We start from the raw sequence: 14,607 nt of genomic DNA on the forward strand, positions 1-14,607 counted from the left end.
ACCTTGGTCCCCCGATTCGGCGAATTGTGACAAAGAATCCGCTCTTCCGAACCTGTGGAATAGCTCTACACGTCAGGTACGAGCCACTTACCGGCTAGGCCGCAACCGTCGATCGGTACCAGACGAGACGAGCCAAAGATCTCAGGAGGAAGCGTGGAACCCAGGAAGATTCGGGTCGGTATCGATACCGGCGGAACGTTCACCGACATCGTGGCAGTGGACGACGAAACCGGCGCCATCGTCACCACCAAGACCCCGTCCACCCCGGCGGACCCCGCCGAGGGCTTTCTCGCCGGTATCGAGAAGGTACTCGCCAAGCTCGGTGAGAGTGGCGACTCCATCGGTGCGGTCAGCCACGGCACGACCGTAGCGACGAACAAGCTGCTCGAAGGCAAGGTCGAGAACCTCGGCTTCATCACCACCGAGGGCTACGAGCACGTTCTCGAGATCGCTCGTCAGTCGGTGCCGGACGGTTACGGCAACTCGTACTTCTGGGTCAAGCCCGAACGCATCGTCCCCGCCGATCGTGTACGCACCGTCGGTGGACGCCTTTCCTTCGACGGCAGCGAGATTCGTCCGCTCGACGAAGAGAGCGTTCGCAGCGCAGCGCAGTTCTTCAAGGACCGCGGGATCCGGACCATCGGCGTCTGCCTCATGCACTCGTACGCCGATCCGACGCACGAGGAGCGCGTACGCGACATCCTCTTCGAAGTTTTCCCCGATGCGACGGTGAGCATCTCGAGCCAGGTGCTGCGTGAGTACCGCGAATACGAGCGGTCCATCACCACACTCGTGGACGCCGCGGTCAAGCCGAACATCCGCAACTACGTGAACAACATCGCCAATCGTCTGCGTGAGTTCTCGACCACCGACGGTGAACCCCGCGACATCCCGTTCTACGTCATGAAGTCCAACGGCGGTGTCCTGTCGGCCAAAGAGGTTGTTCACCAGCCTATTACGACAGTCCTGTCGGGACCGGCCGCCGGAGCCCTCGGTGCTGCGCTGATCGCCGACGCCGCCGGCGTCGAGCAGGTGTTGACCTGTGACGGCGGCGGAACGTCGACGGATGTCACCGTCGTGGTTCGCGGCGAGCCCGCGCTGACCACCGAAGGGCGAGTGGGCAACTACCCGTCGAAGATCCCGATGATCGACGTCGTGACCGTCGGCGCCGGTGGTGGGTCGATCGCGTGGATGACGCCGGAACACACCCTCCGAGTCGGCCCTCAGTCGGCCGGCGCCGATCCCGGACCGTTGTGCTACGGCAAGGGCGGCAGCGAACCGACCATCACCGACGCGCACGTCCTGCTCGGTCGCATCCCACCCCACCTGCTCGGTGGCGAGATTCCTCTCGACACGGAATTGGCACGCAAGGGCCTCGAAGAGCTTGCAACACAGCTCAGTCTGGGCTTCGAGGAGTGCGCGGTCGGCGTCCTCGAGGTCTCGGCGTGGAACCAGGCCAACGCCCTGCGTCAGATCACCGTCAAGCGTGGCCTCGACGTTCGCGACTTCACCCTCGTGACGTTCGGCGGTTCCGGCTCCCTGCTCGCCTGCCGTCTCGTCGACATCCTGGGTCTGAAAGACGTTCTCGTCCCGCTCAATCCGGGCAACGTCTCCGCGTTCGGTCTGCTGACGGTCGATGTCCGCAACGACTACGTCCAGACGCACGTCAGTCGTCACGACCGGTTGAAGGCAGAAGACCTGCAGAGCCAGTTCGACGCGCTGGCCGGCGAAGCCGAGATCGCGCTTGCCGAAGAGGGTTTCGACGAGACGCAGCGCAAGTACTCTCGCACTGCGGATCTGCGTTACCTCGGTCAGGCCTTCGAGGTACGCGTCCCGGTGGCGGAAGGTACCGTCACGACGCAGATCATGGACGACGCGGCCGAGGCGTTCCACCAGGCGCACCGCGAACTGTACGGCTACGACTTCCGGGGAGACCCGTCGCAGCACGTGGAATGGGTCAACCTGCGCGTGAGCGGCATCGGCCCGATCAAGCGTCCGACGCTCAAGGAGATCCCCGCCGGCACCGGCGCCGACACCGCCCGAACCGGTTCGCGGCAATCGTATTTCGACAGCTGGGTCGAAACTGCTACCTACGATCGCACACTGCTCGGTGCGGGTGACGTCATCGAAGGACCGGCCGTGATCGAGGAGTTCAGCTCGACTGTCCCGATCCATCCCGGATTCTCGGCACGTATCGACACCTTCGGGAACATTCGTATCTCGAAGTCTTCCGACTCGAACGGAGTGAAGTGATGACCGCCATTCTCGATGCTGCTGCTGCCACCGCGGCCAAGCCGTACCGACTCACCGCTACCGACGGCGCGTCACCTGACCCGATTCTGGTCGAGATCGTCGCCGGTTACCTCGCCAGCGTGGAAATGGAGGTGGAGACCTCCATTTCGCGCACCTCGCGCTCACCGATGATCCGTGACGCTCACGACTTCCGCGCCGGTATTCACGACCGGAACCTCCGCAAGCTCACGGGCCGTTCGTATTCCGCCCTGGTTCATCCGATCGCCCGGGACTTCCCACTCGAGACGATGAAGCCGGGAGACGTGTACTTCCACAACGACGTCTACCTGTCCGAAGGTGGCATCGGCCATCTCCCCGACCTCTGCGTCACGGTGCCTGTCTTCGCCCGCGTCACCCCCGATGCCGAGCCGAAAGTTGTTGCGTTCGTTCAGGCATTCGGTCACCACGACGACATCGGCGGTTGCTGCCCCGGCTCCATGCCGTCCGGCGCCACCACGGTGTACGAAGAGGGACTGATGGTTCCGCCGATCAAACTGTGGGACCAGGGAGTTCCCAACGAGGCGGCACTGCGCATCATGACGCGTAACTCCCGCATGCCCGACGCTCTCGCAGCTGACCTCGACGCCGAGTGCTCGGCGTGCCTGATGGGTGCGCGTCGACTCACCGAATTGTTCGAGCGCTACGGCGTCGACACCGTCGAGTCGTGCTTCGACGCGATGATGGACGCGACCACCGAGACGTACCGCCGTGAGATCCTCAGCAAGATCCCGGTCGGTGAGTACACGTGGGAGGACTACGCCGAGCACGACGGCGTCGACGAACCGATGCTCCACATCCAGCGCATCACGCTCACGAAGACGCGGCCGGAGGACGAGGGCGGCGAGCGACTCATCCTGGACTTCAACGGAACCGGACCGCAGGCAAAGGGCCCGATCAACCACTGCGGTGACTACGCGGACGGAAACTTCCTCATCAAGTGGTTGGCCCCGATTCTGCGTAACCTCGCGGACACCCCGGAGCGCATGGCCGAACTGGATGTCAACGAGGGCGTCGTACCGCTGATCGAGATGAAGTTCCCCGAAAAGGGAACACTGATCACCCCGATCTTCCCTGCCCCCACCAACGCGCGCACGTTCGTCATCCTCCGTCTTCTCGGAGTGCTGGCCGGCGTCGTCGCCAAGGCTGTGGACGGCAACATGCCCGCCGATCAGGAGACCATCAGGTACACCGGCGTTTACGGTGAGGACTTCGAGGGTCACTCGTACCTCATGCGTGAGGTGCTCGGCGGCGGTTCGGGCGGACGCTACTACGCCGACGGTGAGGACACGATTCACGTCGTTCCCGATTCACGGAACCTGCCGACCGAGTTCACCGAGAGCCGTTTCCCCTTCATCGTCGAAAAGCTCGGTCTGGCCATGGATTCGGGCGGAGCCGGACGTTACCGCGGCGGCTTGGGATACGAGAAGCACATCCGCATGCTCAAGGATGCTCACTTCATGTCCATCGCGGACCGTTCGATTCTCGCCTGCTGGGGAGTCAAGGGTGGCAAGGCCGGTCGGCCGTTCTCCGTCGTCCTGGATCCGGGTGGACCGAACGAGCGTGAGTTCGACGCGCTGACCGATGCCGAGCCGATCAAGGCCGGCGAGGTCGTACGGATTCGCACCACCGGTGGTGGTGGTTGGGGAGATCCCCTGGAGCGCCCGACCGAAGAGGTCTTGCGAGACATTCAGTGGCGCAAGGTTTCCGTAGAGGGTGCACGCGACGACTACGGCGTTGTCGTCGTGATCGAGGGTGACGAGCCGACCGTCGACGAGGCTGCTACCACGGAGCTACGGGATCAGTTGCGCTCGGAACGCGGTGAGAACGAGCCCTTCTTCGATCGGGGTCCGGGCTACGCGCAGCTTTCCGGTGGCGCCACCTCAGCGGTCTACGACTACGTCTAGGACGGAAAACTCTCATGGAGAACGGAATTGCTCGCGGCGCCGACATCGCGGTGATCGGCGCCGCGGGTAAGACCGGTGAGGCCGTCGTCGCCGCACTGCCGCCGAGCGTGACAGTTCGGCGACTGGTGCGAAAGGCGCGTGTCGACGGGGACTTCGAGGTAGAACTGGAAACCGGAAGCGGACTGCGCAAGGCGCTCGCCGGGTGCCGAGGCGTGTACTTCATTGCCCCGAACGTCCATCCCGACGAGCCCGCACTGCTTCGCAATGCGCTGACGGCAGCGGCTTCGGCGGGAGTGGAGCACTTTGTCTATCACTCCGTCGCGTGGCCGTTCAGCCCGTCCATGCCGCATCACCTGGACAAAGCCAGGTGTGAGGACGAGCTGCATCGTTCACCCTTGAAATGGACTGTGCTGCAACCGTGTGCGTACGCGCAGAATTTCGAGGCGGTACTCACTGGTCGGTCTGACACCATCGTCCTGCCGTACAGCGCGGAAACGAAGTTCTCGTTCGTGAGTTTGGCGGACGTGGCGGCTGTTGCCGCGGTCGTACTGAGCGAGGGCTCGGGTGAACATCACGGAGCGACGTACGAGGTGGGCGGCCCGCAAGCTCTGAGCGTCATGGAGGTGGCACAGATGGTGGAAAAGCAGACGTCACGGACCGTCGCGATAGATCAGATCAGCGTGGATCAATGGCGCGAACAGATCGGCAGCAGCCTTGACGTCAACGCCAGCTCGCGTCTGGCGGCGATGTTCGAGTTCTACAACCACCATGATTTTCTTGCCGGCAGCGCGGCCGTCGAACTGCTTCTGGGTCGCCGACCGATGGGCGTCGAGAGCCTGATTCGCTGAATCCGGCTACGAAATGCCTCCGACCGCCCAGACCACCAGTGGGGGCAGGGCGGCCAGGATCAGGCAGACAGTTCCGTTGAGCCACTTGTGCTCCACCGTGACGGCGGCGAACTCGCGCAGAATGGCGCTCGGCAGGTAGTACCGGGCGGTGTGGGAACCGATGACTTCCGCATCCAGATCGAGGCTTCGGGCAAACGTCGCGGTTCGGAGGATGTGGAAGTTGCTGGTGACCAGAATCATTCGAGGCTTCGTGGTGTTGGCACGGAGAAGGTCTCTGGTGTACTCGAGGTTCTCGAGCGTGGTGGTCGAGCGGTCCTCGAGAATCACGCTCTCGCGCGGTATCCCGTGATCGACGAGGTAGACGCACATTGCCTCCGCCTCGCTGACCACCTCGTCCGAACCCTTCCCGCCGCTCACGACCAACAGTGGTGAACGTCCTTCGCGGACCTCGGCGCGAAAGACGTCGGCCGCCTTGTCCAAACGGCTGGCAAGCAGGGGCGTCACGTCGGCGCCCGAAAGCCCGGCGCCGTGAACCACTATCGCGTCCATTCCGGGCTGATACTTCTGGCGTCCGTAGACGTAGGAGTAGAGCAGAAAGCTCGTGAACAGAAACCCCAGGTACGACGCGACCAGGCTGAACGAACCGAGAACGACTGCGAGCCAATATCTCTGCGTCAGCAGCGCTGATGCGAGCAACACGTAGGGAACGAGCAGGCCGAGTCCGGCGACGAGTGAGAGCAGATTCGCGACGCTGAATCCCTCGCGCCGCAGCATCGTGACCCCGTTGACGATCAGGAATCCCGCGAGCAGGAGCACCAGCAACGGTGAGAGCAGAGCGATCGTCGCGATGACAAACGACGGAACCTCGGTTCCCGGCGCACCCGACTGCAGCATCCACAGACCGGTGAAGATCAGTCCGAGAAGTAGATAGACGCCGTTGCTCAGCCTCCGCCGATCCTGCCTGAACCGGTAGCCGCAGAATCCGAGCAGCGCGAGGCCGATGAGGAGAAGGATCACGGAGCCAGCCTAAGCGAGGCGCCCACTACACGGGCGCCACCACCTTCGACTGCTGGATCGCGGACAGAACCCTGGTACGACACTCGATGAACAGTGGGTCCGCCTTGGTGGTCAGTTGATCTCGAGCTCCGGTCAACGGGACGTCGACGATGTCCTGCATCAATGCCGGAGTTCCGCCGAGGACGACCACTCGATCGGACAGGTACACCGATTCGTCGACGTCGTGGGTGACGAGGAGGACGGTGATGCCAAGATCACGCTGAAGCGTCAGCAGCAGGTCTTCGAGTTCCGCGCGGGTCTGCGCATCGACCGACGCGAAGTGGGTGCGCACATGGAAGTCCAATGCATGGCCTACACCCCGCGGGTCTGACTGCTCGCGGGCACTAACCCGTCCCAATCCACACGTTCAGCCAGGCGCAGCAATGTGCGTCGGCGTGTAGTGCTGGTTTCGCCGATGTGCGCGATCCGGCCGTAGATGTGGGCGCGGAAGTTCTCCACGCCATCCCGATTCTGTTCCTGCGCAGAAGTACTGGCGGCATTGTGCAGCAGGGCGCGCAAGCGATCGTAGTCGTCGCGCGGATACGAGGGTTGGTCGTTGATCACCAGCCCGGTGAGGTGTTGGCGTCGATGAGGGCGCATCACCTTGGTCTTTCGTGGATGGATGGCAAACCCTTCGTCCCTGGCGATCTGCTCGACCGTCCAGAGGAGGGTGCCGACGTCGGCTACTTCGATTCCAGAGAACGCGAGGTCGTCGGCGTATCGGGTGTAGGTGAGCCAGTTCGCTTGTGCGAGTCCACTCAAGTGGATGTCGAGTTTGCGTGCGACGAGATTCGCCAGTGCAGGCGAAGTTGGCGCGCCTTGCGGAAGATGCGCGGTGCGTAGCTGTGATGCCTGTGCATACGGAAGGCCGCGCAGGGTATCGGCAGGTGTTGCAACAGTGCACAATCCGGTGAGAACACCTGCCACTGCGGGTGGATAGCCGAGGGCTGTGAAGACGGCGTGAACGCGGCTGCCGCTGATCGAGGGGAAGAACTGCGCGAGGTCGACGCCGATCACGATTTCCGACTGTGCGTGCGGCGCTGCAAAAGTCAGAGGGCTTCGACCACGGACAAATCCGTGTGCCGCGTCGTGCGGGGGCACCAGGTCGAGGATGCGGCGCAGGATCTTCCGCTGAATTTCGCGCAAACGGGGTTTCGGTACCTCGAGGAGGCGAGCGCCGGCCTTCTTGCTGATCTGCATCGGCCGGTAGTGGCGTAGCGGTCGGGGTTTCGTGCGGAGCCATTCCCCTCGGTCGGCGAACCACTCGAGTTCGGAGATCGTCAGATCCAGTGAACGAGCCAGGTCCACACTGGTGTTGTAGCGGGGAACGTCGAACCGCCACAACGAGGTTTCATTGGTGTCCAGTGAGAGAGGAACAGGCCGCAGGCGAGGTAGTTCGCGAAGCAATCGATACAGAGTCTGCGGTTCGAACGGTGGAGCGGGCATGAGGTCGAGAACGCGCACGGCCAGGAGCGTCGGGGAAACGCCGAAGACGGTTCCGAATGCCTCCTCGAGGCCGCTGAGGGTCCACGGAGCGTCAGCGGCCGCAACGGCCAGACGACGCGCCAACTCGGGATCGAGCTCGAAGTCACGCATGATTCGACTCCGGGATGCGACGGGGCGGGGTGACCAAATCCTTTGTCCGGTGCGGCGGCAAGCACGCGGAGCGTGCCGAACGCCGGTGGACGCAGTATCCAATTCTTCTGGCCGACCCAGGGGTTACCCCTGAGACTGGTCGCGTGGACCAACTCTCACCCACGCGCCGCCGCATTCCTTCACAATGGCAGACCGTTCGGTATCTGTCACGTGTGAAGCGGATCTGTCAGGAGTGGGTCCTCAGATCGACGAACGATCCGAACCGACGAACTCGCTGATCCACGGCACGACTGCTTCGCGGACGGTGACCGCCTTCGGTAGTAGTCCGTTGCTCAGCAGGAGATCGGCCGCGCGCTGCTGCTCGTCCAGGAACTCGTCGGTGACAGGGTTGACACCGAAAGGACGTCCGCGCAGTGCAGCTTCCCAGGCATCGAGGCTCGCGGACCCGCCACGCTTCTCGACGTCGTCGACGAAGACCTGGGCGGCTTCGCGGGGGTTGGCTTCGATCCAGGCGTCGGATTCCTGCAGGGCCTCGATGATCGCCTGGAGGGCCTCCGGGTTGGTATCCGCGAAATCGCGCCGGGTGAACCACAGTGAGGGGTGGCTGAAGAGTCCGTCGGTGGCGATCAGCGTGCGCAGTTCGTGGTTCGCTTCGATGTCCGTCAGCCCCGGGTACGCGCCAACCCAGGCATCGATGGTGCCGTCGACGAGGTCCGCTCCACCACCGCGTACGTCGGTGTCGACGGGGACGATGTCGGACCAGGTCAGCCCCGCCTGATCCAAGGCGAACAACAAAAGTGTGGTCTGCCACGATCCGTGCGCGATGCCGACGCGCTTGCCGCGCAGGTCCTCAACCGTGTTGATCTCGGACTCTGCCTTGACTACCAGGCGCCCGTTCTCCACACGTGGGCCGGAGATTCCGATGTAGACGAGATCGCGGCCCTGAGCCAATCCGGTGACGGGCGGCGTGAATCCGGTTCCGATCACGTCGTATCCGCCCTCCTCGAACAGCCAGTCCGAGTGCAGGGTCGGCAAGGCGTTTTCCGGGTTCACTGCAGGCTTGGCGGGAAGCTCACGCAGGTCCACCCACTCGACATCGGGGAGACGGCGTTCGAGGATTCCGGTGTGGCGCAGTACGAACAGCGAATTGTTGTGTGGGAAGTATCCGACGCGAACGGTCATGAGATCTACGGTTTCCTGTTCTGAATCAGTGATGGGGGTGGCTAGATGAGGCCGCGTCGACGCGCCTCGTCGGCGAGTCCGCTACGGCCCCACTGCACGGCGAGGTTGGACGGATCGAATTCGACCGAACCGCCGAGGGATTCGGCGATCGCCTGGAACTGGGCGCCCTCCTCGAGGAGGACGACGAACTTCGCGAGGTCGAGCAACCCGCTGCGGCCGATGACGTTGACCCCGCCGTTGGCTTCGAAGATCGCCATCAGATCGGGATCGTGTTCGAGACGCTCGAGAATGAAATCGCCTGCAGAACGGGACCGATCGATGTGCGGCGGAATCTCTCGGGAGAGCGTCAGCCTCTGCGAAGCCGCATAGCGGATGGGTAGCGTCCGATGTGTCTGTGCCCAACCGCCGAGCCACGGTGTGTGGATGTGGACAACGCTGGTGATTTCCGGATGCTGACGGAAGACCGATGCGTAGCCGGTGACAAATCCGGCCGATCCGTTGCCGGACAGCACCTCTCCATCGAAGGTGGCGACAACCGGTGACACCGACGGATCGTTCGCCCACGGTCCCGGATCGTTCAGGGCGACCGCGATTTCGGTGCCGGGTACTCGTTCGACGAAGTTGACGGTCCCGTTGGCTGCAACGGTTCCGGTCTTGCGGAAGACGTCGAATGCTTTGTCTGCTGCTTTGCGAGCTTCTTCGACGAATGCTGCGGTATCGGTATCGGTGTCGAGTCGAGTTTCGGTGGTGGTCATCGAGTCTCCAGTCCAGAAGGTGTGATCGGGGTGCGCTGCAGGAGGGGAAGAACTTCTTCGCCGACGCGGTATGCCTCTTCGAGATGCGGGTTACCGGCGAGGATGAAGGCGTCGACGCCCAGTTCGCGCAGCTCGTCGAGTCTTTCGGCGACCTGCTCGTAACTGCCGACCAGTCCGAACGCCGGTCCGCCGCGGATGAGGCTGAAGCCGCACCACACGTTGGGTTGCACTTCCAGATCTCGGTAGCCGGTGATGTGTTCGGGTACCCAGCCTTTGATGCGGGCGGCGCCCACCGAGTCACCCTGGGCTGCACGGTCGGCGGCCCCCTTGTCGACGAAGGCCCAGCCTTTCTCGATCTCGGCCCACGCGGCTTCTTCGGTGTGCCGGGCTACGACGTCGATGCGTACGGCGAATTTCGGCGTGCGTCCCAGTTTGGCCGAGTTCTCCCGCACTCCGTCGATCTTGGCTCTGAGATCGGCGTACGGCTCCAGCCAGGAAAGGTAGTAATCGGAGTGCAGTCCGGCGGCGGCGACGGCTGCGGCCGAAGATCCGGAGAAGTACACCTCGGGAAACGGTTGGCCGGCCAGTCCGGTTGGCAGTGCGGCGCCGTGGGTTTGGAAGAAGCGACCGTCGAAGTCGAAAGGTTCGCCGTCCCACACACCCTTGAGGACATCGAGGAACTCGGACGTTCTGGTGTAGCGATCGTCGTGGTCGACTTTGTCGCCCCACCACAGCTGAGGCGCTCCGCCTCCACCACTGATGATGTTGTAAACCAGACGTCCGCCGGTTGCTCGCTGCAGACTGGCCGACATCCGCGCTGCCTGTACCGGGTGAAGGAACCCCGGTTGGAACGCAACCATGAAACGGTAGGTGGTGGTCTCGGCGGCCAACGCTGCTGCGGTCGCCCACGGATCCTCGGTCATCGGGAAAGACGGCAGAAGTCCACCGAGGAACCCTGCGGACTCGGAAGCCTTTGCCACCGCTGCCATGTGGTCGATGTAGCTGTATCCGTCCAATTCGCCGCCGCGGATCGCGGGAGCAATGTTGCCCGGCCCGTATCCACCGGCATCGCCGCGGTTGTAGCGACGCGGAGTACGCAGCGACGCGTGGTCGCCTTCCATCCCGATCCGCCAATAGAAATCGATGCTCATGCGGTGGCCTTCTCTTCTGTGGTGGCCTTCTCTTCCTTGCGAATCCGACCCTCGGGATCGACCAGGTGCAGGAGATGCTCGCCCGCCCGGTGCAGCTCTTCGATGTGTGGCCGACCGGACAAGACGAAACCGTCCACGCCGATATCGCGATACGACGACAATCGCTGCGCCACCTCCTCGTAGCTTCCGACGAGGCCGATACTGTGCTCGTAGCCGATGCGGTCGAATCCGGACCACAGGATGCCGCCCCGATCGATCTCGAGTGCAGCGGAATCGGCTTCTCTCAGTTGCCGTTCGACGCGAGCCCAGGCTTCGTCCGCTGTTTCCCTCGCGATGATCGGGATGCGCAGGACCTTCTCGACGGTCCTGCCGAGTTCGGATGCTCGGTCGTCGAGGGTGGTGATCCGTGTCGACAACTCGCCGCCGGCAAGGGTGAACTGATGGACATCGGCATGGTGGGCCGAGAGTTCCAGAGCTTCCGGTGAGTCCCCGGTCAGATGCACTCGGGGAAAGCGGAGTCCCGACAAGATGCCTCGGAATCCGCCGCCGAGTACGTCGTAGTACTCGCCGTCGAAGTCGTAACCCGTGCCGCCGAATCCGCCAGGGAGAATCTGCTCCTCGTTCCATACGCCACGGGCGACGGTCAGGAACTCCGCGGCGCGCGCGTAGCGGTCGGCTCCTCGAACCACGTCGCCGCGAGCAGCGGCGTCTTCGGGGTCCGTCTCTACCTTCACTCGCCATTCGAGACGACCTGCCGACAGGCGCTGAAGTGTCGCCGACATTTTGGCGGCGTAGACGGGGGTGCCGAAAGTGGGGTGAAACTCCACGACCACTCGCGAATGACGCGTCTGACGTAGGGCGGCGGCAGCAACGATCCAGGATTCTTCGCCATTCGGATCGTACGGTGCGACAACGCCGTCGACGCCCGACAGTTCGGCTGCGAGAACTATCTGTGCCAATTCGTCGAAGGGCCCGAAGTTTCCGGGACGAACATCGGTCGCAACGGTAGTCGGTCGCTGCGGCCCGAAGCCGCCGCGACTGTTCAGTGCGGCCACCGCCCGGCGTCCGTCACCGCGAGACGGTAGCTCCCAGTAGACGTCCGTCATTCTGCTGTGCCCTTCTGCGCAACAAGGTTGCGTGCCTGTTCCAGTGGTTCGTGCGCCACCCAGGACTGCAGGTCGAAGTCGGCGGCAAGGAAGCCGTGCGCATACAGGAATTGCTTCTGCACCCCGAGCAGGTCCACACGCTCGTCAGACAGGCTCAGATGCAGTCCGGTGTGGAAGTTCTCGCCGTATGCTGCCACCACACCTTCGGGCCCCGACTGTGTTTCGGTTTGCAGAACGGCTCGGACCTCGTCGATGTTGGCCGCGGCCCAGTCCGCCGCTCTCAGGCTCTCGGCAAGGAAACCCACGACGATGTCCGGGCGCTGTTCGAGTAGATCGGCGTGAACCGTGATCGGTCGTGGGGTGCCGTTGTTGACGCGATCACGCAGGGAAGCAGTGGAATCGAGATCGACGGCCACCGCGAGACCGTGTTCGCGGGCAACTTCCTGGGCTCGGGCGCCCTTGACGTAGATTGCGTCGACGTCGCCGCGTAGCAGGGATTCGACGCCCCACGTCGTGTTGCGGGTGGACGAGGCGGTGCGGACCTCGGGGGCTGCCGTCGTCGCAACCTCGACGAGGGTGACGTCGGCAAAACTCGACTCGCCGAGTCGAAGTGCGGAGGCGAAGCCGTGCAGGGCCATGGCACGAGGAAAGCTCCTGGCCTGATCTGCCGCCCAGGCCGGGATGCCGATCCGAGCGCCTGCCAGAAGACCGGCTTCTCGGATGTCGGAGTCTCCGCGCACCAGGATTGCCTGGGCCTCGTCGATCCAGGTGAGCCCGATGAGCCTCGTCGGAGAACCACTGGCACGCGCGGCCAGTGCGGGGACGTTGCCGCCTTCGCGAATGAGTCCGGAGAGGTGGTGATCGAAATGGCGCACTGCCAATTCCGGTCCGGCATCTTGCAGTACGCCGAAACGCACTCCGGATTCGTTTGCCGTCCGGTCGAGCCAACCGAGACTGTTGGCGAGGCCGCTGGCGGTGGGAACGGGGCAGCGGGTGTACCAGAGTGTGTCGATTGCGGAATCAGCGATCAATGTCATGACTGTCCTGTCCGTCGGGGAAGGTGCGACCGACGCCGAGTTCCTTCAGGAAACTCGCTCGGTAGCGCAGAGATTCGGGATCGTTCCGATCGCGGGGGCGTGGCAGGTCGATGTCGACATCCACGGCAAACCCGCCCTTGTCGAGGATGAGCACACGGTCGGCAAGTCGTACGGCTTCGTCGACGTCGTGCGTGACGAGCAGTACTGCCGGACGGTGGCGGGCGACCAGATCGCCTACCAAGTCTTGCATTTGGAGCCTGGTCAAAGCGTCGAGGGCTGCGAACGGTTCGTCGAGCAGTAATAGTTCAGGTTCGCGAACCAGAGCACGAGCCAATGCGACGCGTTGGGCCTCGCCGCCGGAGAGGGTGGCCGGCCAGGCGCGGTGCTTGTCCGCGAGGTTGACCTCGGCGAGTGCGTTGCGTGCATTCTCGGTCACCTGACGTGACCGTTTCTGTCCGACTGTGACATTGGCCAGAACTCGCTTCGACGGGATCAATCGCGGTTCCTGGTAGACAACCGTGCGGTCGCGCGGAACCAGCACATCGCCGCTGTCCGGTGCTTCCAAACCGGAGAGCACTCGCAACAGGGTCGTCTTGCCGGTGCCGCTGGGGCCGAGGAGAACGACGAACTCGCCGCGTGTGATCTCGAGGTCGATACCGCCCAGAACAGTCTTGTCACCGAACGACTTACGCACTCCGGTGAGCGAGACCGCTACCGGTGATCCGGCACGTCGCTCGGCCGCAGTGGTGCCGGTCCGCTCACGGGCTGCCAACGGCGGCAGAGGTGCTTCGGTGGACGGCAGCGAGCCGATGGTTGTATTCGTCATCGCGCCACCGACAATCTCCGCCACGGCATGGAGTACCGCTCGATCAGTCTGACGATTGCGTCGAAGATGAGTCCCAGTGCCGCGTACATGACGATGCACAGAACCATGTAGTCGGTGCGGTTGTATTCCTGCGCCAGGGTGACCAGATATCCGATGCCCTCACGTGTGCCGACCTGCTCGGCGGCGATCAATCCGGTGATGCTGAGCGACAGGCAGATTCGAAGCCCCATCAGAACACCGGGGAGGGCGGTCGGAAGAATCGCTCCGAACACCAGTCGCCAACCCGTCAAGCCGAAACCTTGTGCCGCTTCCACCATCTTGCGATCGACTCCGCGCACTCCCAGGTAGGTGTACGCGTACATGGGGGCGACGGTCGCGACGGCGATCAGGACTACCTTGAAGGTTTCGTCGATACCGAACCAGGCGATGAACAACGGAACGAGCGCGAGGAACGGAACCGCGCGGTTGATCTGCATGGTCGAGTCGATCAGTTCTTCGCCGAGCGAGGAGAGACCGGACAGAACCCCGAGCACCAATCCGACGATCACACCGACCGAAACACCGAGTGCGGCACGTTGAAGCGACGCGAGACCGAAGTCGACCAACTGACCCGACTGGTACAGCTCGGCGAATGCCGTCCACACCGCCGGAGGTCCGGCCAGGATCTCTTCGCGGATCAGTCCGGTAGCGGATCCGATCCACCATCCGGCAACCAGCAGCGCGGGCACGAGGAAGCGGAGTGGGATCGAGACCCACTTGGGCCTGCTGCGATTGCGGCGGTAGCGGGGTGTTTCGAGTTGCGGATGCTCCACTGACGGCGACTCAGTTCGTGCGGGCCGGGTCAGCGTCACCAT

General features: G+C 63.5%; 13 protein-coding genes. 3 read left to right on the top strand and 10 right to left on the bottom strand.

Going from position 1 to position 14,607, the window contains the following annotated elements:
• Nucleotides 1-153: 153 nt before the first annotated feature.
• From PCS43_RS06920 to PCS43_RS06930, 3 genes are read left to right on the top strand one after another with little or no spacing between them, the layout of a single operon-like run.
• Entirely contained in the window at nt 154-2,253 is a 2,100-nt protein-coding gene (locus PCS43_RS06920) for a hydantoinase/oxoprolinase family protein (protein WP_007735491.1), read from the top strand.
• Nucleotides 2,253-4,196, top strand: a complete 1,944-nt coding sequence (locus PCS43_RS06925) for a hydantoinase B/oxoprolinase family protein (protein ID WP_007735492.1) — start codon at nt 2,253-2,255, stop codon at nt 4,194-4,196. The genes PCS43_RS06920 and PCS43_RS06925 overlap by 1 nt, the downstream gene beginning before the upstream one ends.
• Before the next feature lie 14 nt (nt 4,197-4,210).
• Nucleotides 4,211-5,044 carry an NmrA family NAD(P)-binding protein gene (locus PCS43_RS06930; protein WP_030537953.1) on the top strand — a complete coding sequence of 278 codons (834 nt, stop codon included), beginning with the start codon at nt 4,211-4,213 and terminating at the stop codon, nt 5,042-5,044.
• A 6-nt stretch (nt 5,045-5,050) separates the two neighbouring features.
• Here the strand turns inward: PCS43_RS06930 and PCS43_RS06935 are convergent, their stop codons facing one another.
• The 10 genes from PCS43_RS06935 to PCS43_RS06980 form a co-directional block, all read right to left on the bottom strand.
• Entirely contained in the window at nt 5,051-6,061 is a 1,011-nt protein-coding gene (locus PCS43_RS06935) for a YdcF family protein (RefSeq protein ID WP_209910578.1), read from the bottom strand.
• 25 nt (nt 6,062-6,086) lie between these two features.
• Nucleotides 6,087-6,392 (bottom strand): hypothetical protein, encoded by a 306-nt coding sequence (locus tag PCS43_RS06940; RefSeq protein ID WP_245361514.1) that lies wholly within the window; start codon nt 6,390-6,392, stop codon nt 6,087-6,089.
• A gap of 20 nt (nt 6,393-6,412) precedes the next feature.
• A complete protein-coding gene (locus tag PCS43_RS06945) occupies nt 6,413-7,696 on the bottom strand; it encodes a reverse transcriptase family protein (protein ID WP_209910575.1) in 1,284 nt (427 codons plus the stop codon).
• A gap of 240 nt (nt 7,697-7,936) precedes the next feature.
• The gene (locus tag PCS43_RS06950) at nt 7,937-8,878 is read right to left on the bottom strand and encodes an ABC transporter substrate-binding protein (protein ID WP_003946000.1); all 942 of its coding nucleotides are present in this window, start codon (nt 8,876-8,878) and stop codon (nt 7,937-7,939) included.
• Between the two features lie 41 nt (nt 8,879-8,919).
• Complete coding sequence (locus tag PCS43_RS06955) at nt 8,920-9,633, bottom strand: class II aldolase/adducin family protein (RefSeq protein ID WP_209910571.1); 714 nt, start codon at nt 9,631-9,633, stop codon at nt 8,920-8,922.
• On the bottom strand, nt 9,630-10,784 hold the full coding sequence (locus PCS43_RS06960; protein WP_007735501.1) for an LLM class flavin-dependent oxidoreductase: 1,155 nt from the start codon (nt 10,782-10,784) through the stop codon (nt 9,630-9,632). Before PCS43_RS06960 ends, PCS43_RS06955 begins: the two co-directional genes overlap by 4 nt.
• Nucleotides 10,781-11,890, bottom strand: a complete 1,110-nt coding sequence (locus PCS43_RS06965; protein WP_030537944.1) for an LLM class flavin-dependent oxidoreductase — start codon at nt 11,888-11,890, stop codon at nt 10,781-10,783. Before PCS43_RS06965 ends, PCS43_RS06960 begins: the two co-directional genes overlap by 4 nt.
• Nucleotides 11,887-12,927: an ABC transporter substrate-binding protein gene (locus PCS43_RS06970; protein WP_209448160.1), complete on the bottom strand. Its 1,041-nt coding sequence runs from the start codon at nt 12,925-12,927 to the stop codon at nt 11,887-11,889. Before PCS43_RS06970 ends, PCS43_RS06965 begins: the two co-directional genes overlap by 4 nt.
• Entirely contained in the window at nt 12,911-13,753 is an 843-nt protein-coding gene (locus PCS43_RS06975) for an ABC transporter ATP-binding protein (RefSeq protein WP_209910567.1), read from the bottom strand. The genes PCS43_RS06970 and PCS43_RS06975 overlap by 17 nt, the downstream gene beginning before the upstream one ends.
• A complete protein-coding gene (locus tag PCS43_RS06980; protein ID WP_209910562.1) occupies nt 13,750-14,607 on the bottom strand; it encodes an ABC transporter permease in 858 nt (285 codons plus the stop codon). Before PCS43_RS06980 ends, PCS43_RS06975 begins: the two co-directional genes overlap by 4 nt.

The sequence above is a fragment of the Rhodococcus sp. C-2 genome (assembly GCF_027854095.1).
Lineage (GTDB): Bacteria > Actinomycetota > Actinomycetes > Mycobacteriales > Mycobacteriaceae > Rhodococcus_F > Rhodococcus_F qingshengii.